Genomic DNA, 18,631 nt, shown 5'->3' with positions numbered 1-18,631 from the left:
CAATTCCAGCTTTTTCATCAGTTTAGCAGCCCGATATCGGCTTAAGGGAAATTCTCGTTCGGTAGCTATACTTGCAATGGTTCTAGCTCCGGCAGAACCATTACTTTCAGCGTGGATTGCCTTAACCTCGATCTCTAGAGCTAGTGTATCAGCGTTAATGTTTTTTGAACTTGATAGCCAGTAAAAGTAGCTACTTCTGTGAACCGAAAATGCTAAACATAAAGTACTCACATCGTAGCTCTCTTGCATTTCTTCAATTATTTCAAATTGTTGATTGAGTCTGACATCAAGAGAGCCGTAGCCTTTTTTAGTATTTCTTTCTCCAATTCAATGCGTTTAATCTTTTTCTCAAGCTCTTTGATTTTAATCAACTCTGGAGTAAGTGGATTGGCTCGATTGGATATACCACGACGCTCTTTCTTGAGCTGGCTAACCCACTTCTCCATTGCAGAGCGGCTTACGTTCATAGCCAGGTGAGCTTCTTTAACTGTATAGCCTTGGTCTATTACTAACTGGGCGGCTTCTAATCTAAATTCAGCAGTATAAGTTGGTTTTGATTTACGGGTCATTTGTTCACCTTGTGTTTAGATGGGGATTATACCCCTTACATCTTGGTGTCCAAATTCACTATGCCACTACAGTTGGGCTTCAGCCCATCTAATATGACGGCATAAATGCCGACCTACATTTTGGCTAAAATGGTTTTGCTTTGTGTCTCTACTCAGTAATTACCGTTTTAGTTTTTTCTAAAACTAAGCACCTTACATTTTGGCTAAAATGGTTTTGCTTTGTGTCTTTACTCAGTAATTACCGTTTTAGTTTTTTAAAACCAAGCACCTGCATTCTGTCTTATGTAGGTTGGGCTTTAGCCCATCTAGGATGACGATATAAATGCTGGCCTACAATAGCCACTTCTATTACAGCAGCAAGTTTTTTACCGATTTCATCGCATTAATGAAGTTATCGATATCGGCCTTATTAGTATAAACCCCAATTGATGCGCGGCAGCAGCCTTTTAACCCTAAAGTTTGCATTAGTGGCATGGCGCAGTGATGACCGCAGCGTACGGCGATACCTTGTTGATCAAGCAAAATCCCCACATCTTGGTGATGCTCATCGGCTAAATTAAATGCCACAGCGCCAATATTGTCTGTATGCGCGCCATAAAGTACCACATCTCCCAATGCCGTTAGTTCATGTTGTAGATAGATTAATAGCGCTTGCTCTGCAGCATGCAGCTCTGAGCGAGGTAATCCATTGATAAAGTCTATTGCTGCGCCTAAGCCAATCACTTCTGCAATCGGTGGCGTGCCAGCTTCAAGGCGGTTGGGCAGAATATTAAATTCTGTGTGCTCAAAACTGACGCTTTTAATCATCTCGCCGCCGGTCATTAACGGGCTTAATGTATCGAGCACTTCAAAGCGCCCATATAGAGTACCAACACCAGTAGGGCCATACATTTTATGGCCGGAGAACACGTAAAAGTCGCAACCAATAGCCTGTACATCAACGGTGAGATGCGCAATGGCCTGCGCGCCATCTACTAAGGTTATTGCACCAGCTTGCTTGGCTTTAGCCACAAGCTCGTTAACTGGGTTAAGTGTGCCCAGTGCGTTGGATACATGACTTAGGGCGACAATGGCAGGTTTTTGGCTAAGTAATGCATCGAATGCACTGACATCAAGTCGGCAATCAGCGGTTAGCGGGATAGGTTTTATGATGGCGCCTGTGCGTTTAGCTAGCTCTTGCCAAGGCACAATATTGGCGTGGTGAGCGGCGCTATCAATTAAGATCACAGTACCCGCTTTAATATGAGCCGTTAAGCCATTGGCCACCATATTGATGGATTCAGTGGTACCGTGGGTAAAAATAATCTCTTCCCGGCGCTCGGCATTAACAAATAGCTGCAGTTTATCGCGCACCGCTTCATATTGGCTGGTAGCACGAGCTGATAGCTGGTGTGCTGCGCGGTGCACATTGGCATTATCTAAATGATAATACTGATTCATGGCGTCTATTACGCACTGCGGTTTTTGGCTGGTTGCTGCAGTATCTAAGTAACACAGAGAGTAGCCATCATTAGATTGCGCGAGCGTTGGAAATTGTGACCGCAGGCTTGAGAGATCCATTAATCTGATCCGAGATAGTTGAAAAGTAAAAAGGCGCATCGATCTTGTAAGATCTGTGCGCCTAAAGCAAGGTTAGACTGTTAAAACTGGGGATTTTTTATGGGCAGGGCAGGCGATATAGCAGGGCTAGCTCGTCTAAGCGTAACTGTAACTCGGGAGAAATAGCACAATTTACACTGTCTATATTCTCTTTTAGCTGCTCAAGATTGGTGGCACCGATAATATTCGAGGCAACAAACTTTCTTGAGTTAACAAAGGCTAATGCCATTTGCGCAGGGCTCATATTAAACTCGCGCGCCAGTTCGACATAAGCTTTAGTGGCGTCTAATGCCAGTTGCGTACCGGTATAACGTGCAAAACGTTTAAACAGGGTCATTCTTGCGCCCTCTGGCCACTGGTTATCTAGGTATTTACCCGACAGTGCACCAAATGCCAGTGGCGAGTAGGCCAGTAATGGCACTTCTTCGCGATGGCTTATTTCCGCCATGCCCACTTCATAACTGCGGTTAAGCAAGTTATAAGGGTTTTGCACTGAGACAATTTTAGGCAAGTCATGTTTTTCGGCTAAACGCAGATACTCCATAAATCCCCAAGGTGTCTCGTTTGAAATACCGATATAGCGGATTTTTCCAGACTTAACCAGATCTGCCAGCGCCTCTAAGGTATCGATAATTGGGGTTTGCTTCTCATGCTCATCGATTTGGTTGTAGCTTAACTCACCAAAAAAGTTAGTGTTTCTGTCTGGCCAGTGGATTTGGTAAAGATCGATAGTGTCGAGCTGCAAGCGCTCAAGTGACGCATCGACCGCGGCGTGAATGTTACGCCAGTCTAGAGCCATATTAGGGCGAATATAATCGCTCTTACCACCAGGAGCTGCCACTTTAGAGGCAATAATAAGATTGTCGCGATTACCTCTTTGCTTGAGGTAATTACCTAAAATACGTTCGGTTTCACCTTGAGTCTCAGCTTCAGGTGGTACTGGGTACAGCTCAGCAGTATCGATAAAGTTAATCCCTTCACCAATAGCGTAATCGAGCTGTTCAAACGCTTGTGCTTGGGTATTTTGCGCACCCCAAGTCATGGTACCTAAACAGATTTGGCTAACATGTAAACTTGAATGCGAAAGACGTCTATATTGCATAAAAAACCTCTTATATCTGAATAGTACTTGGTAGCAATTAGTTATGGTGACTCAGCGAGAACGTAATATTTTGAGCCAACCAAGGAGCACCTGTTGATTACTATTCTGCAGGCTAGCAAGCTTTTACTATAAAAACTATATGCTTATCTTAAGTATGAATGCTGAGGCAGATAAATCGATTAACTGGCCGTTAATGGCTTGAGCATAGTGATTTCACAAGCATTGTGGCCAGTATTACCTAGCGGTCTATCGATATGCTGAAAACCTAATGACTCATACAGCTTGATAGCTTGGATCAAGTTGGCAGTGGTCTCTAAGTAGCAATCGGAAAAACCTTGCTCAGTAGCAAAATTAATTGCCTGTAGAGCAAGGCGCTTAGCAAAGCCTTTACCGCGTAATTCACTCGCAAAATACATTTTCTGTAGTTCGCAAATATTCTCTTCACCGGCAAGTGGGGCAATACCAGCACCGCCTAAGATCTTGCCGTCGAGTTCTATCACCCAGTAATGGCTATTGTTAGCTTGGTAGACCTCGCTTAAGCAGTCTAAGGTTTTATCTGCAACGCCATAGCCTTTATCTGCGGTTAAGCCATATTCTGCTGACACTTGGCGGATCACAGCTGCCATTTGTCCATTGTCGTCGGCGCTGATACTTCGGATCTGATAACCCTGCTGCACCTTAGACTGCACTAATGCTTTGTTATAACGGCTGAGTGACAGCTCTAGTTCTGCAATATGTTCTTGTGGTAACTGAGCCATAATATCGCTGAATAGCTGGTTTTGTTGATGATTCAGTTTTACCAGCTGTCTCTTACCTTTAGGTGTAACTTGTACAACAAGACTGCGATTATCTCGGGGGTTGGATTGAGACTTAGCAAAGCCTTTATCGACGAGGTGGCTGACTGCTCGGCTCGCATTGGACTTGTCGATATTGAGAATTTCTGCCAGTTGTTTAATCGAATACTGGCTTTGTCCAAGTTCAATTAATGTATGAGCTTGAACAGGTGATAACGGTTGGCTACCACAAGCGGCATCAAGTAAGCCCAATTGGCGAATAAGCTGCCTAGAAAGGCGGCGTAACTGAGAAGCGGCGCAAGGACTATCTGGTAGAGCTTGATTCATTGAACAGTTCTAAGTTAGTTGCGGGTAACACCTAACTTACGAGGACTATTTTTTAAAATCAAGTTCCTTAAGTTGAAAATAATAAAGGTAACGCTAATTTAAATACAAGTTTGGGTGCAACATGGGCGCCATAGCCAGGATAATTGCTTGCGTGTAATTGCTTTGGCGGGTCTCGTTGCCGTTGGTGAGTAGACCTATTGCCCCGCCTTTTTGCTTAATGTTGACGGTATTGAACATACTGTCCATTACATGCCCAAGTTCTTGACCTTGAGTTAAGGCTTGGTATACCTGCATAGGAAGAGGAAGCTGGGCACCTCGACCAAGCGTAACCTGAGACTGATGTGCGATCGCAATATAAGCAAAGGTGGCTGGTCCATGCTCAAATAGATCGACGCCGCCTTCCATCGCGATATAGTAATCAGCCTGATGGTTAGTTTGACAAAATTTGACGCGGTTAATTGCCCCTAATTTAGTTTCTGCATCAGTCATTGGCTGATCCGCCACAGCAGAAGGCGCATCAACGCCGTGGCATTCTATGCTGCTTGTTGGAAAGAGTGTTGTAAAAGCCGCTTGAGCCGCACCCACTTTAACCGGGTTTGTTGAACCAACGATGACCTTAATTGTGTCTGTCATTTTAATTGTATTTCTCTACTAAAACAGGTGTAGGTAATGGCTTTATTGTATTGCATTTTTGCGCACGCTTCACCTGTAAGATAAGGCACAAATATCACCTAAAATTAACCGAGTAATCAATAACTCAACTATGGTTAACTTTTGCTCGATAAAAAATTACATGTTTTTTGCATTAGTTTATCTAATCACAAGCTTAAACTCGCCTTGAAAAGCTGTGACCTGCTTCAAGGATTGCGAGGGACTTGTTGGGTGATGTCGGTAAAAATGGATTTTTGTGACTTATGTCCGCCTGCAATTTTCGGCAGCGTGAGCTTTTATATCAGCATTTCATTATTTACGTGACATTAATGTTAATTTAAGGTTCGATTAGGTTGGTTTTGTGCGTACCAAATGAAAACTTATTACATGAATAAAGAGATCTGGATCCCAAAATGGTTACAATCTGAAAATCAATTACAGAATATGAACCCAGATCAATTTTTAGCGCATGCATTAGGATATTCTTAACCGCGAAATTACTCCTGAGATCAAAATTTACTGGTGTGTCTCAGCACCATCAAGGTAACAAGAATGCAAAAAGACGCGATCACAACAAAAGATGCGGCAACGACTAAGTCGATGCCTTGGACACGTCAAGATACGACTTGGATGTTGAGTTTGTTCGGTACCGCTGTTGGTGCCGGAATTCTATTCCTACCAATTAACGCCGGTATGGGCGGTTTTTGGCCACTAATGATGATGGTTGCTATCATCGGTCCAATGACTTACCTGGCTCACCGCGGATTATCACGCTTTGTTTGTTCATCAAGCAAGCCTGGTAGCGATATTACTCACGTTGTAGAAGAGCACTTTGGTGTTGGTGCGGGTAAAGCAATTACTTTGCTTTATTTCTTTGCTATCTACCCAATCGTTTTGATCTACGGTGTAGGTATTACTAACACAGTTGAAAGCTTTATCGTTAACCAGCTAAACATCTTTGTGGAAATTCCACGTTTAGCGGCTGATGGTGCGCCTATGCTGACTGAAGCTGGCGTGCAGATCATGGATAAAGTGTCTGGTGTACCACGCTGGTTGCTATCTGGTGGTCTTATCATTGCTATGATGTCTGTGATGGTAGCGGGCGAGAAAATGATGCTTAAAGTGACTCAGCTATTGGTATACCCATTAGTTGCTATCCTAGCATTCATGTCTTTCTACTTGATCCCAGATTGGAAGATGGACGCACTAGAAGTTGTACCATCAGCAGGTGAATTCCTAGGTACAGTTTGGTTAACCATTCCAGTATTGATTTTTGCATTCAACCACTCGCCAGCGATTTCACAGTTCTCTGTATCACTAAAGCGTGAGCACGGCGCTAATGCAGCACGTAAAGCAGACGTTATCTTACGTAACACCACATTGATGTTGGTTGGTTTCGTGATGATGTTCGTAATCTCATGTGTACTAGCACTATCGCCAGCACAGCTTGCTGAAGCAAAAGAGTTAAACTTGCCAATTCTTTCTTACTTGGCGAACGTACATGAGAGTGGATTTGTAAGCTACTTCGGTCCATTCATTGCTTTCGTTGCGATTATCTCTTCTTTCTTCGGTCACTATATGGGTGCAACTGAAGGCATGAAAGGTCTAATCACTAAGCAATTACGTTCAAGTGGTAAAGAAGTTTCTGATTCTAAAATGAACAAGTTCATCTTAGGTTTCATGTTCTTCACTATCTGGGGCGTGGCTGTTATTAACCCAAGCATCCTAGGTATGATTGAAGCATTAGGCGGCCCAATCATTGCGGCTATCCTTTACCTAATGCCAATGTATGCGATTCATAAGGTGCCAGCTTTAGCTGCATACCGTGGTCGTTTCAGCAACATCTTCGTTGTGATTGCAGGTCTACTTGCAATGACTGCGATTCTATTTGGATTAGTATCTTAAATAGATAATAGCTGGGCGCCTAAAGGTTGCATGTGAGCACCTTAAAGCGTCCAGTTTTTTAGTTCCATTATGTTTGATAAAGCCTGGATTCTTTCCAGGCTTTTCCTCTTTTTCCGAGGTGATTTTTTATGTTTAGCGCATTTGATATTTTTAAGATAGGTGTGGGTCCATCGAGCTCTCATACTGTCGGGCCGATGAAGGCCGCCAAAGAGTTTATCGATGATGTTCGTCAAACGGGTCAATTTGCACAAGTGACACGTTTGAGTGTAGAAATTTTTGGCTCTTTATCGTTAACCGGTAAAGGTCACCACACTGATATCGCAATCATTGTTGGCTTAGGTGGTAACTCACCTCATGACGTTGATATTGATTCAATCCCAGGTTTTATTGCTGACGTTGAACAAACTCAGAAATTACCTATGGGTAGCGAAAAGCAGCTAGTAGACTTTGGTCACGACGCAGTGATTTTCCACAGCCATGCATTACCATTACATGAAAATGGCATGATGTTGCACGCATTCAATGGTGATGAGCTTGTACTAAGCAAGACATACTATTCAGTTGGCGGTGGCTTTATTGTTGAAGAATCACAATTTGGCAAAGAAGTTGAAAACCCAGTTGAAGTGCCATACCCGTTTAACTATGCAGACGAGCTTTTAGCAACCTGTAAAGAAACTGGCTTAAGCATCAGCAGTGTCATGTTTAAGAATGAATTGTGTTTCAACAGCGAAGAAGCGATTTACGATGGCTTTGGTGCAGTATGGTCTACCATGCATCAAGCAATTGACAAAGGCTGTCAAACTGAAGGCGTATTAGCTGGCCCACTTAAAGTGGCTCGTCGTGCACCAGCACTTTACCGCCAGTTGTTAACCGGTGAGCGTTTATCTAGCGACCCAATGGAAATCGTTGATTGGATCAACGTATTTGCGATGGCTGTAAGTGAAGAAAACGCTGCTGGTGGCCGTGTGGTTACTTCGCCAACTAACGGCGCTGCGGGGATCATTCCTGCGGTATTGGCTTATTATGACAAGTTCATTAAGCCTGTTGGTAAGCAAGAGTACACGCGCTTCTTCCTAGCAGCTGCTGCAGTAGGCTCGCTATACAAGCGTAACGCTTCTATTTCTGGCGCAGAAGTTGGTTGTCAGGGTGAAGTCGGCGTAGCTTGTTCAATGGCTGCTGCTGGTCTGGCTGAAATCATGGGCGCAAACCCAGAGCAAGTCTGTATGGCGGCTGAAATTGGCATGGAGCATAACTTAGGTCTAACTTGTGACCCAGTTGCTGGCCAAGTACAGGTTCCATGTATTGAGCGTAACGCGATTGCCGCTGTTAAAGCGATTAACTCTTCACGTATGGCGATGCGTCGTAACTGCGCACCAAAAGTGAGCTTAGACAAAGTGATCGCGACTATGTACGAAACGGGTAAAGATATGCACGTTAAGTACCGTGAAACCAGCCAAGGCGGTTTGGCGATTAAAGTAACCAGCATCTGCGGTTAACTTTTGTGTCCAACACAAGTAAGTAGCAAAAAGGCCATCAACTGATGGCCTTTTTCATGTCTAGATTTTGAGAATTGATCGCTTATTTTTGCTCGTACATCAAGTAGTAGCTTTGCTCCATACCCAGCGCACTATAAGTTTGCTGCGCCTTAGTGTTTTCTTGTTCAACATAGAGTCTAAAGCTGGCTGCGCCGCCGTTGTCTGCAGCTATGTCTTTTACGGCTTGGTAAAGCTTGCCATAAATTCCTTGGCGACGATTCTCTGGGCGAATATACACGCTTTGGATCCAGTAGTAATCTTTAGCACGCCAGTCGCTCCACTCGAAGGTCACCATCAGTGAACCGGCAATTTCACCGTCAATTTCAGCGACTAAATAAAAGCCTTTCTCTGGTGACGTCAGTAAGGTGTTAACGCCTTTTTCTAGCACTTGCCCGTCTAAACTTAAGCCTTCGGTTTCTTGTGCCATGGCTTGGTTAAAGTTAACGAGTGCGTGTAGATCTGCTTGTTGGCCTTTACGAATAATCATTAATGGGTTTCCTATTTTTTTACGCTCACTCTAGCACGAAGCGAAACCAAGCTTACATGCTGATTAGCTCATCGCAGAAAATTATTGCTAATTAGTATTCGACTAAAGTCTAACTCTGCTAGACTTTTTCTATGACCAGCTCACAACTGGAGGCACGATGAAAAAAATACAAACAAGCCACGCAAGCGCCGCAGCAACGAATATGCGCTGTCGTCACCAACTAAGGCGTAATCCACAAGATATTAGGCATGGCTGGCACTTCTTATTAACCCTATTAACGCTTGGAATGTGGGGGACCGTTTGGTGGTGGTTAATATTACGAGCAGAAGGAAAAGCGTTTTTCTCTGGCTTTGATGACGCTTACTGGAGTTATCTTATGGAAACAGAGCAGCCGCCTGCTGCATTATATGAAATGCACTTCACTAAAAATCACAAAAAATCAAAATTAGACGCCTAAAATTATCGATTCATCAGTGAGTATGTGGTTATTGTTGCATTTTATCTATGGTCCAGTGGAGCGTGATATAGATCATCTCTAGCTATTGCAGCGTATGCTAAACTGCCGCGTTATTTTTTAGGCTAGCACTTTGCTGGCTGTCCTCCCTACCATTGTTTCAAGGTCTAAATATGTCGAATCAACAACCTTCACTTTTTAAAAAAGTGTGGTCAAGCTGGATGTCTGTGCCTTTATGGTTACAAATCATGATAGGTATGCTGCTAGGTATTTTAACCGGTATCGGTTTAGGCGAGCAGGCCACCTACTTAAAGCCAATTGGCACTTTATTCGTTAATACGATCAAAATGCTAATTGTTCCACTCGTGTTTTGTTCATTGATTGTTGGCGTAACATCAATGCAAGACACCGCCAAAATGGGGCGTATTGGTTTTAAGTCGTTTGCCTTCTACCTAGGTACAACATCAATTGCTATTACCTTAGGTCTAGCGGTTGGTCATATCATGCAGCCTGGCGTTGGCTTAGACATGGTTCCGCACGAATCTGCAGAAGCGATTAAGCAAGCGCCTTCGATTATGCAAACCTTGATTGATATCGTACCAACTAACCCTGTTGCGGCACTGGCGAGTGGTCAAATCTTGCAAGTGATTGTGTTTGCTGTGGCATTAGGTATTGCATTAGTGCTTATTGGCGAACATGGTAAACCTGCAATTAAAGTATTTGAAAGTTTAGCAGAGGCTATGTACAAGCTGACTGACTTAGTCATGAAGCTTGCACCATACGGCGTATTTGGTTTGATGGCATGGGTCGCTGGTGAATATGGCGTTGATATGTTGATGCCGCTTATCAAAGTGATTGTTGCCGTTTATATTGGCTGTTTCTTGCATGTTGTTGGTTTCTACAGCTTTGTATTGGTGGTATTTGCTAAGCTTAATCCACTGCAGTTTTTTAAAGGCATTAGCAATGCGATTGCTGTGGCGTACACCACATCAAGCTCTGCTGGTACACTGCCTGCAAGTATGAAATGTGCTAGCGAATACTTGGGTGTAAACAAGAAAATATCCAGCTTTGTACTGCCACTGGGTACCACCATTAACATGGACGGTACTGCGCTTTATCAAGGGGTAACTGCGCTGTTTGTGGCACAAGCCTTTGGTATCGATTTAACTTGGGTTGATTACATCACTATTATTCTAACAGCGACTTTGGCATCGATTGGTACCGCAGGTGTGCCGGGGGCAGGTCTGGTGATGCTAACATTAGTGCTAACGACTGTGGGTTTACCACTTGAGGGCGTGGCATTAATCGCGGGTATCGACCGTATTTTGGATATGGCTCGTACCGTCGTCAACGTCTCTGGTGACTTAGTTGCAACGACTGTGATTGCTAAGTCAGAAGGCGAGATTGACGTTGAACATTACAATGCTAACGCAGAAGACAGCGCTGAAATGGCCGAAAAGCTTAAGTCTTAATCGCTGCTGATACAGGCTGCTATTAGAGTTAGCCATAAAAAACCGCCGTTAGGCGGTTTTTTTATGTCTGCAACATTTATGATTGAGTAAGAGATATTACTTTTTGCTTAATACCAAAACCGCTTTGTCGTCAGCATCTTTAAGAACAAGCTTACCTTTAGCCATTTCAGCTTGAACCACTTCAGGCATCACTTGCATCACACGTTGCTCTTGCGCCATTAATGCATCAACACAGGCTTTCATTGTGCTACCAGCAGGTTGTAACTGTAGTGATTGACCATTTAGCACGTAGTTACCGAAGAAGTTATTACAGCTATTGTTACCGGTTAATTTGCCGTCGGCTGCAAAGATTAATTCTGCTGGGCTGTAATCAATAACAGGTTGGCCTGCTGCAGATTCAATATGCCATGTACCTTCGATGGCTAAATCTTCAACTTGAGTTGGAGTCGACTGACAAGCAGCTAAACCCAATAGTAAACCTGCAACGATGAGAGATTGTTTTATCATTTTATGGATCCAAGGTGATTAATATCAGTATATTGTGAGTATATTATACTTATCGCTCTTAAGATTAGTAAAAAAATCAGCATAAAAGGCGGTTTCATTTGCAGAAACGCATCATAGATATTCTAAAAATTATGCATTGGTTAGGATTAACCATGTTATTGACAGCTGTTGGGATCTATTTTCTATCAGATTGGCCACAACAGATTGCCGGTATGGTGCTGGTTGCCAGTTTGTCAGGTCTTGGAATGGTGCTCATGTCGCCTTTCCCAATCGCCTTGTTTTTACAGTGGGCGAAGGCGCAAGACTCTAGCAAATAAAGTACACATGAAGAATGATTACGCTTATAAAGCAAATATTAATATTGGTTAGCGAGCCTCACCTAGTGCTTAATTAACGGCGCGAGGTGAGGTTGCATCAAGATATTAGCGCCTTCTAGCTAATATCTGAGCACGATTTTTCTCAAGGTCGGCAATCGCCTCTTGTTGCATTGGCATTAACGACTGTTGACTGTCAGGACTAAAAAAGCACATACCACTAACTAAATCTATTTCAGGTGTCTCTCTAACCAGCCGTTTACGTAAGCGGGCTATTAGCGTATCTAGATTAGATTCACTGTCGATAAAAGCTAAGATAATAAATTGTTTATCATCAAATCTGGCACAAATATCTGCTTCTCGCATGCTTTCAGAAATCACTCTGGCTATCGTACGTATAAACTGAGAGCCTATTACTGTTGATGCGTTCGCTCTTGAAGGCATAGCTTCTAGTACGATTAACCCCGCATGTGAGCCAAACCGTCGGCTTAAGCTCAATTGTCTTGGTGCCATTAGGTTAAAGCCGTAAGGGTTGAGCATGTAGGTAAACTCATCCTGCACCGATAACCTCTGCAGTTGCTCCATCATATACATTTGTTTAAATTCACCTTGAATTAAAGCTTTGACAGAGCCGCAAACAGCCGCATGAGTATTTGTCATGTTTTCTGCGGCGGGATCGCAAATAAGTAAGCAGCCAAATACTCGACCATCTGGCCATGACAGTTGGATTGCCAATAAACGTTCTGCGGCACTAGTAGCACAACCTATTTCAGCAGGGGTTAAATGTATGACGCCAAAATCGGCTTTTTCAGTCATAGATTGAATTAGACCTTTTGCCTCAAATATTTCATCAAGCATTAAATTCTTTGAGTCAAAAGGGGCGCTACAAACCGTTTGGGCTTCTTCACCATTGGTTTGAATAATTAAGGTATTCTTTGCTTGGTAAAGGTCGTTTATTAAATCGACCTGTTGTTGCCATCTTGGCAAATTAATCGCGGGATGATCCTTTTCCCTTAACCAAACCGTTTGGTTATTGTCTTGGGCTAACATATTGGGCTCATTGGTTATTGCTGAGACACTATTCGTGCCTGATGACTAAACGACTATACTAACTTTTGATGGTTATTTGAATGTTAAAAATGTAGGTTTTTTGCTATTTTATGCGTAAGTAGTACACATCGGAGCTCTTAGGAGTAAACGAGTGATTTAATTTGCTCACTCATTACTTTGTCATCTATCAAGGGCGCAGCTTGTTCCGTTATACTCGCGAAATAATCTAGTGTTTTACCTAAAATACAGTTGTTACAACTTAAAGTAAGAAAATGAATATAAGACGAGCCCAAATAGCCGATGTTGCTGCTTTAGCTGCATTGGAACAAGCACATGTACAAGATGAGCTTAGTACAGAACAAAAGGGTAATGCTCTAGAAGGCCAATCCTTCTCGAAAGCAGATTTTACAGTATTGATTAATCAACATTGGGTTGTTGTGGCTGAAGTGGAATCGGCCATTGTTGGATATGTTATTGCTGGGCGTTGGTCTTTCTTTAAACAGTGGCCTATCTATCGTAATCTGCTTAATCGACTACCTCGCCTTGATTACGAACGCGCAAAATTATCAGAGCAAAATTGCTGTCAATACGGGCCAATTTGGATTGATAGCCACCACCGTGGTAAAGGTATATTTGAGGCCTTAGTGACTTTCTTAAAGAAGCAAGTCGGCAACGAACTGTCTTATATGCTGACTTTTATTGCTGAAGATAATCAAGGTTCTTTTGCAGCACATACGCGCAAAGCGGGCATGCAAGTTGTCGATTATATTAGTTTCGAGCAGCGAGATTATTACCTATTAGTCTTGCCAACCAATGACAGTTTTTTCTAAGGATTTTTATGTTATCTGAATCAGTTGCAACGATTTTTACTCCATACCTAACATTAAACTTATCTGGGTTTGATAACCTTAAGCTAGTGGTTGCAGTACTGACGGCTCAAGGCCAAGAATGCCATGCCTTAGAAGCGGAAGTGACTTTTGAAGGTAAAATACAAACGGCTTACCTAGTGCGTTGGCATAAGCATTTTATCTATTGCGGGCGGACCAACTCATACGGCAATACACTTAATGAAGTGGCGAGTTTAGATGACATTAATCCTGAGTCGATACAGGTTCTACAGCCACCAGTCTTGTCGATGCAACAGGTTGAGTTTATGTGCATGGAAAATGCACATTTTGACCATTGTTGATAAGAACGGTTGCTGCAAACCTTGCAGTTTTTCTGGATATCAGGCGCCGCCTAAATTGAAGCAATTAAGCCGCGTTTGATAAAGGTTGTGGCCTCTATATCGCACTCGGTAAAAGAGGAGACAATAATGTCTCCTCTGCAGCGTTTCATGTATTACGCTGCCAATTCGTCCCACTAAGTTACATGCATTAGATACTAGCCTCGGTGATCTCTATAAGTGCTTATCGAATTCACTGATTAAGGCTTGCTCTTTTGTGGTGACATCATCAAACAAGCTATAGTCGTAAAGCTTATATTCAATGAGTTTTTCATTAGGGTAGTTTTTGAGTTTAATCGTTAGATTTTCGGCGTTTTTTGATAGTCGATTTAAACTGGCTGAGCGGTGCTGTGAAATATCGCCCCAGATCTCATCAGGATGATATTTATCTTCTAACCCCTTTTGAGTTTGAGCGTTCAGTCGAGAGACATTTTGACGGACTGATAGGTTGCCAAGTTTGCCGTCATCAGTAAACCTTGCGATAAACCATATAATATTATTAGCTTTCAAAAATGCAGTATCACAAGCTTTATCTGAGCAGGAAATCTGTTTGATTTCATTACCCAGACGCAACTGTTGTACTTGCTCAATAAGTTGCTTTCGTTGCTCTGCAGGAATATAGGAGTACTTTTGTTGATATTCATTGGCGACTTCTACTGCGGCAGCAGTAAAGTCGGTAGGAGTCGGGTTGTTGATGTTGCCAACTGTCACCTTGGAGCCAGCTTGAATATCTAATAACTTGATGACCTCATCAGGCGTCATCTGAAGTTGTAAGCCTAAAATATCTGTTGGCTGCTGCGCATGTGTTATTGGAGCTATGACGAAGGACGCAATTGATAACGCCTTAATACTTGTCTTCCATTTCATTGATTTACTTTCCTTGGTTAAACGTGCTCTTACTATGGTTTGCTTACAATAGCAGTCTATCAGACTTAAATTAACAAGCTTGACCAATCCCGAGCCCACATTGCTTGCTTCACATCTAATGATACGCCACCTCGCAATACATCTTTTACCCATTACAGCCGCTCACATTTACATAAACAAGGCTATCTCATGTATTCACTTTGTCTACAAAGAGCTGGCTCTTCGGCTGATTTATTTGGCTAACGCGTCAGATCTAATTTAATCGCGCTGAGATTTTCTCACATTTATATGATTTCACACTTTAATTAAATCCATTTAAAACAGTAGTTTAGTATTTATCTTGTCAATTTTCACAACTTTTCACCTAGTTTCAAGACTCTTCAGGCGAAGACAAATTAGATAAGTGTCGATGTTAACAACTGGTTAATAAGAGGGCGGCGATGATGGTATGTCACCATGCATTACCCCAGTTCGCTTTGAAGCAAATATGCTTGAAAAGTTAGCGCTTCATGCAGAGCTTTGTCAGCAAATTGGCAAGAGAAGTGTGCGTTAACATCAAATTAAAAAATGGGGAGAGCACCCCATTACCACAATAATAATGATTTGAGGGATGAAATCTTAGGTTGTGATGAAGCCCATTTTTAACGGCTAACATCAAGATTCAGACATTAAATCCAGTGCACTCAACATCGGTGTTTTGACACCGGTAGGAACCTGGAGGGTTTATGCAAGGATACACTACCACCCGTTTACATCGCGCTATACGTCATGCATTAGTGATAGGGATGATTACAAGCCCTGGCGCAGTGTTTGCGCAAGAAGATAACGCCACAGAAAAATCAAATACTGATGAAATGGAAACGATACAGGTCAGCGGTATTCGCGGCAGTGTTATTAAGTCGCTAAATACTAAGCGTTACGCCAATTCGGTTGTTGATGCAGTGACGTCAGAAGATATTGGCAAATTTCCTGATCAAAACGTAGCCGAATCATTGCAGCGAATAACGGGTGTATCAATTAGCCGTAATTTTGGTGAAGGTGAGCGAGTGAGTATTCGCGGTACAACAGAAAGCCAGAATAGAACCTTACTTAACGGTCAGGCTGTAGCATCTGCAGATTGGTGGACCAATTCACCGGCTAATCGTGGCTTTAATTACACCATGCTGCCATCAGAAATTGTATCCAGCCTTGAGGTGTATAAGTCTCCTGAAGCAGATATCGATGAAGGCAGTATCGGTGGTACTGTTATTGTTCGTACTCGTAAGCCGTTAGAACTAGAGGCTAATCAAGTTGCAGCCTCAGCTTTAGCGCAATATAGCGAGGTTTCAGGGGAAACCGATCCACAGTTATCGGGTATGTATAGCTGGAAGAATGATGAAGAGACATTTGGTGCCTTGATTTCATTAGTACGTCAAGAGCGTAATTTACGCCGTGACGGGATTGAAGCTTGGAGTTGGGCTGATCGTGATATAACGCTAGAAGATGGCACTGTTTATGAGGACGTTTATAGTCCCGGTGGCGGTGGCAGCGCTATGTTTACTCAAGAGCGCGTGCGCACAGGGGTTAACTTAAGTCTGCAGTTTAGACCTACCGATGAATGGGATTTGACGTTTAATGCGCTTGATTCAACGCTTGAGGCGGATAATACCAACCAAAACTTCCTATGGTTGCCTGGTTATGGCGGTTCTAGCTATACCTCGCTGGATCTTATTGACCACCCAGTTGTTGGGACAATGGCTGTCGGCGGTGATATTGGTTTATCACCAGATGGCGATAATATTCTTGATGAAACTAAGGTGCGTAATTCAAAAATTACCACTCAGTCCTACGACTTTAAGATTGACCATATTGGTGATGTTTGGAGTTCAAGCGCTCACTTAGGATATACAGAAGCAACGGGTGGTTCTCAAGCTGACCGAAGTGTTGGCTGGGGCGGTAACTATCGTCATAGCTTTGATGCATCAGCGGTTAAAGATATTAAAACTCAATATGATGCCGATCCAGCAGATGGTAAAAACTGGGATTTAGCCTTTTTACGTTATGACAGTAATGACGCCAAAGATGATGAGTTTTATGCTCAAATGGATTTCGAACGCGATATCGAAGTTGCTATTTTTAGCAAGATTAAGTTTGGCGCTAAGTACCGGGATCATTCACGCTTTAATACCAAGTTAACAACTGATCCGCGCACCGATTTGGGTTGGAACCTTGATGACTACTCCTTGTCGATGCCGAGTGATTTTCTTGAAGAGCAAGGTTCAAGCGGGACGTTGAAAGATTACGCGATCACAGACTCAAATCAGATCCGTCAAGAAGGGGATGCACTTGGCTGGGATTACCGAACGTTAAAAGCCAGTACCTTCGATATCAATGAAAAAATCTATGCCGCTTACGTTAAAGCTGATATCGACACTGAAGGGTTACGCGGTAACATTGGTGTGCGTTTAGTACAAACCAATCAATCTTCATCAGCTTATGCTGGGGCGGCAGGTAGCGAAGTCTGGACGACTCAAGATAAAGACTATTTTGAAGTACTACCAAGCTTAAACTTAGCCGTAGATTTAAGTGATGACCTGCTACTGCGTATGAGCGCATCGCGAGTCATGTCACGACCAAACTACGTTGATATGACCTCGTCAACCTCATACAACAAAGAGACGCAAACTGGTACAGGTGGTAATCCTGATATTGACCCATATTTAGCGACTCAATTTGATTTTGGTGTCGAATGGTACTTTAGTGAGGCAGGGATTTTCTCCGCCATGTTGTTCCATAAAGACATTCAATCGTTTATCGAATCTAAAGGCTCGTTAGAGGTTCACGAAAATACTGAAATTTGGATCAACCGCCCTGTTAATGGTAATGGCGGCACGATTCAAGGGTTAGAGCTAGGCTATCAGCAAGAGTTCTTTGAAAACTTTGGTGTATCAGCGAACTATACCTTTGTGGATGGCGAAGCCAAAGATCAAGAGGGCAATGATGTCACTATTCCTGGTAACTCTGAGCATACTGTTAACCTAAGTGGTTATTATGAAACAGATGACTTTAGCGGCCGTCTGTCATACAACTACCGAACGGGTTATGACACGGGCTTAGGTTGGCCAGGCTATATTGACGATTACGGTCAATTAGATGCCAATATTAGCTATAACATTACAGAAAGTATTGCCATTGTATTTGAAGCTGTAAACCTGACAAATGAGCAAACATTTAGCTATCAACAAAAGGATGTTGAGCAGGCGCTAACCGGAGTTTACGCCGATGGGCGTCGATTTGTTACCGGCGTGCGTTTCAACTTCTAAGTTGTGCTTCCCTTTGCTGACCTAATTACTGTGATGGTTAGGTCGGCCACAGTTTGTTGGCTGCAAACCTACACGTGTAGCCAACTTATTTTAGCTTAAGGCGTCGGGTTCCCTTCCATAGCGCTATACGGCTGGGAGTTTTGGCTAATATTGGTCAAAACTTCTATTTTTTATGCTGAAAGAGAGTGTTAAAAAGAGATTTTAAAACAGGAGTTAACAAAAAAGCCGAGCTTGCAGCATTGGCGTAACAAGTTGTAGTATGGGAGCCTGATATTAATTGTTAACCCACCTTGTTTAATTATTAATATTTGCCATAGACAAATGAGTGTCTATCCATATTAATCAAATGACATTGAGGCCTTAATTTCCCATGGTTCTTTTTTTGAGCTAGCTGTTGCCAACATGATCAGATTAATTCTATCCCTTTGTTTTATTCTAATACTTAATTGGTCACCCTTGGCTAAGGCTGAT

Annotated in this window: 18 protein-coding genes; 8 read left to right on the top strand and 10 right to left on the bottom strand. The window is 42.8% G+C overall.

Annotated elements, in window-relative coordinates; translation table 11 throughout:
• The 6 genes from L2748_RS19210 to yjjX form a co-directional block, all read right to left on the bottom strand.
• The coding region (locus L2748_RS19210) for an IS3 family transposase (protein ID WP_338091015.1) at positions 1 to 231 on the bottom strand (231 nt) is incomplete at its 3' end.
• A gap of 26 nt (positions 232 to 257) precedes the next feature.
• Entirely contained in the window at positions 258 to 569 is a 312-nt protein-coding gene (locus L2748_RS19205; protein WP_220778695.1) for a transposase, read from the bottom strand.
• A 348-nt stretch (positions 570 to 917) separates the two neighbouring features.
• Positions 918 to 2,129 (bottom strand): cysteine desulfurase, encoded by a 1,212-nt coding sequence (locus L2748_RS19200; protein ID WP_220778693.1) that lies wholly within the window; start codon positions 2,127 to 2,129, stop codon positions 918 to 920.
• 97 nt (positions 2,130 to 2,226) lie between these two features.
• Positions 2,227 to 3,270: an NADP(H)-dependent aldo-keto reductase gene (locus L2748_RS19195; protein ID WP_220778691.1), complete on the bottom strand. Its 1,044-nt coding sequence runs from the start codon at positions 3,268 to 3,270 to the stop codon at positions 2,227 to 2,229.
• 179 nt (positions 3,271 to 3,449) lie between these two features.
• Entirely contained in the window at positions 3,450 to 4,391 is a 942-nt protein-coding gene (locus tag L2748_RS19190) for a bifunctional helix-turn-helix transcriptional regulator/GNAT family N-acetyltransferase (RefSeq protein ID WP_220778688.1), read from the bottom strand.
• 93 nt (positions 4,392 to 4,484) lie between these two features.
• The gene (yjjX, locus tag L2748_RS19185) at positions 4,485 to 5,024 is read right to left on the bottom strand and encodes an inosine/xanthosine triphosphatase (protein WP_220778687.1); all 540 of its coding nucleotides are present in this window, start codon (positions 5,022 to 5,024) and stop codon (positions 4,485 to 4,487) included.
• A 570-nt stretch (positions 5,025 to 5,594) separates the two neighbouring features.
• Between yjjX and L2748_RS19180 the strand changes: the two genes are divergently transcribed.
• Positions 5,595 to 6,947 (top strand): SLC5/6 family protein, encoded by a 1,353-nt coding sequence (locus L2748_RS19180; protein WP_220778685.1) that lies wholly within the window; start codon positions 5,595 to 5,597, stop codon positions 6,945 to 6,947.
• Positions 6,948 to 7,075: 128 nt separating this feature from the next.
• Positions 7,076 to 8,443 (top strand): L-serine ammonia-lyase, encoded by a 1,368-nt coding sequence (locus tag L2748_RS19175; RefSeq protein WP_220778683.1) that lies wholly within the window; start codon positions 7,076 to 7,078, stop codon positions 8,441 to 8,443.
• Positions 8,444 to 8,525: 82 nt separating this feature from the next.
• Here L2748_RS19175 and L2748_RS19170 read toward each other — a convergent pair whose 3' ends face one another.
• Positions 8,526 to 8,969 (bottom strand): GNAT family N-acetyltransferase, encoded by a 444-nt coding sequence (locus L2748_RS19170; RefSeq protein WP_220778679.1) that lies wholly within the window; start codon positions 8,967 to 8,969, stop codon positions 8,526 to 8,528.
• Between the two features lie 157 nt (positions 8,970 to 9,126).
• Here L2748_RS19170 and L2748_RS19165 point away from each other — a divergent pair, with 157 nt between their 5' ends.
• Both L2748_RS19165 and L2748_RS19160 read left to right on the top strand, forming a co-directional pair.
• Entirely contained in the window at positions 9,127 to 9,426 is a 300-nt protein-coding gene (locus L2748_RS19165; protein ID WP_220778678.1) for a hypothetical protein, read from the top strand.
• 170 nt (positions 9,427 to 9,596) lie between these two features.
• The gene (locus L2748_RS19160) at positions 9,597 to 10,895 is read left to right on the top strand and encodes a dicarboxylate/amino acid:cation symporter (RefSeq protein WP_220778676.1); all 1,299 of its coding nucleotides are present in this window, start codon (positions 9,597 to 9,599) and stop codon (positions 10,893 to 10,895) included.
• Positions 10,896 to 10,991: 96 nt separating this feature from the next.
• Here the strand turns inward: L2748_RS19160 and L2748_RS19155 are convergent, their stop codons facing one another.
• Positions 10,992 to 11,402 (bottom strand): META domain-containing protein, encoded by a 411-nt coding sequence (locus tag L2748_RS19155; RefSeq protein WP_220778674.1) that lies wholly within the window; start codon positions 11,400 to 11,402, stop codon positions 10,992 to 10,994.
• A gap of 152 nt (positions 11,403 to 11,554) precedes the next feature.
• On the opposite strand from L2748_RS19155, the gene L2748_RS19150 reads away from it, so the two are divergent.
• Positions 11,555 to 11,719, top strand: coding sequence for a hypothetical protein (locus L2748_RS19150; protein ID WP_308444237.1), 165 nt, complete (start codon positions 11,555 to 11,557; stop codon positions 11,717 to 11,719).
• Positions 11,720 to 11,824: 105 nt separating this feature from the next.
• On the opposite strand, the gene L2748_RS19145 is transcribed toward L2748_RS19150, so the two are convergent.
• Positions 11,825 to 12,766, bottom strand: a complete 942-nt coding sequence (locus L2748_RS19145) for a GGDEF domain-containing protein (protein WP_220778672.1) — start codon at positions 12,764 to 12,766, stop codon at positions 11,825 to 11,827.
• A gap of 272 nt (positions 12,767 to 13,038) precedes the next feature.
• Between L2748_RS19145 and L2748_RS19140 the strand changes: the two genes are divergently transcribed.
• On the top strand, positions 13,039 to 13,596 hold the full coding sequence (locus tag L2748_RS19140) for a GNAT family N-acetyltransferase (protein ID WP_220778669.1): 558 nt from the start codon (positions 13,039 to 13,041) through the stop codon (positions 13,594 to 13,596).
• 8 nt (positions 13,597 to 13,604) lie between these two features.
• On the top strand, positions 13,605 to 13,955 hold the full coding sequence (locus L2748_RS19135; RefSeq protein WP_220778668.1) for a hypothetical protein: 351 nt from the start codon (positions 13,605 to 13,607) through the stop codon (positions 13,953 to 13,955).
• A gap of 210 nt (positions 13,956 to 14,165) precedes the next feature.
• Here L2748_RS19135 and L2748_RS19130 read toward each other — a convergent pair whose 3' ends face one another.
• Complete coding sequence (locus tag L2748_RS19130; protein ID WP_220778667.1) at positions 14,166 to 14,858, bottom strand: hypothetical protein; 693 nt, start codon at positions 14,856 to 14,858, stop codon at positions 14,166 to 14,168.
• Positions 14,859 to 15,583: 725 nt separating this feature from the next.
• Here L2748_RS19130 and L2748_RS19125 point away from each other — a divergent pair.
• Positions 15,584 to 18,160, top strand: a complete 2,577-nt coding sequence (locus tag L2748_RS19125; RefSeq protein WP_220778666.1) for a TonB-dependent receptor — start codon at positions 15,584 to 15,586, stop codon at positions 18,158 to 18,160.
• Positions 18,161 to 18,631: the final 471 nt, after the last annotated feature.

Origin of the sequence: Shewanella sairae (assembly GCF_023283535.1) — a bacterium.
Taxonomy (GTDB): Bacteria; Pseudomonadota; Gammaproteobacteria; order Enterobacterales; family Shewanellaceae; genus Shewanella; species Shewanella sairae.
This window is presented reverse-complemented; position numbering and strand designations above follow the sequence as displayed.

Coding starts and splice junctions, on each gene's coding strand:
- L2748_RS19205 (WP_220778695.1), bottom strand. CDS start 569: ATGACCCGTAAATCAAAACCAACTTATACTGCTGAATTTAGATTAGAA.
- L2748_RS19200 (WP_220778693.1), bottom strand. CDS start 2,129: ATGGATCTCTCAAGCCTGCGGTCACAATTTCCAACGCTCGCGCAATCT.
- L2748_RS19195 (WP_220778691.1), bottom strand. CDS start 3,270: ATGCAATATAGACGTCTTTCGCATTCAAGTTTACATGTTAGCCAAATC.
- L2748_RS19190 (WP_220778688.1), bottom strand. CDS start 4,391: ATGAATCAAGCTCTACCAGATAGTCCTTGCGCCGCTTCTCAGTTACGC.
- yjjX (WP_220778687.1), bottom strand. CDS start 5,024: ATGACAGACACAATTAAGGTCATCGTTGGTTCAACAAACCCGGTTAAA.
- L2748_RS19180 (WP_220778685.1), top strand. CDS start 5,595: ATGCAAAAAGACGCGATCACAACAAAAGATGCGGCAACGACTAAGTCG.
- L2748_RS19175 (WP_220778683.1), top strand. CDS start 7,076: ATGTTTAGCGCATTTGATATTTTTAAGATAGGTGTGGGTCCATCGAGC.
- L2748_RS19170 (WP_220778679.1), bottom strand. CDS start 8,969: ATGATTATTCGTAAAGGCCAACAAGCAGATCTACACGCACTCGTTAAC.
- L2748_RS19165 (WP_220778678.1), top strand. CDS start 9,127: ATGAAAAAAATACAAACAAGCCACGCAAGCGCCGCAGCAACGAATATG.
- L2748_RS19160 (WP_220778676.1), top strand. CDS start 9,597: ATGTCGAATCAACAACCTTCACTTTTTAAAAAAGTGTGGTCAAGCTGG.
- L2748_RS19155 (WP_220778674.1), bottom strand. CDS start 11,402: ATGATAAAACAATCTCTCATCGTTGCAGGTTTACTATTGGGTTTAGCT.
- L2748_RS19150 (WP_308444237.1), top strand. CDS start 11,555: ATGTTATTGACAGCTGTTGGGATCTATTTTCTATCAGATTGGCCACAA.
- L2748_RS19145 (WP_220778672.1), bottom strand. CDS start 12,766: ATGTTAGCCCAAGACAATAACCAAACGGTTTGGTTAAGGGAAAAGGAT.
- L2748_RS19140 (WP_220778669.1), top strand. CDS start 13,039: ATGAATATAAGACGAGCCCAAATAGCCGATGTTGCTGCTTTAGCTGCA.
- L2748_RS19135 (WP_220778668.1), top strand. CDS start 13,605: ATGTTATCTGAATCAGTTGCAACGATTTTTACTCCATACCTAACATTA.
- L2748_RS19130 (WP_220778667.1), bottom strand. CDS start 14,858: ATGAAATGGAAGACAAGTATTAAGGCGTTATCAATTGCGTCCTTCGTC.
- L2748_RS19125 (WP_220778666.1), top strand. CDS start 15,584: ATGCAAGGATACACTACCACCCGTTTACATCGCGCTATACGTCATGCA.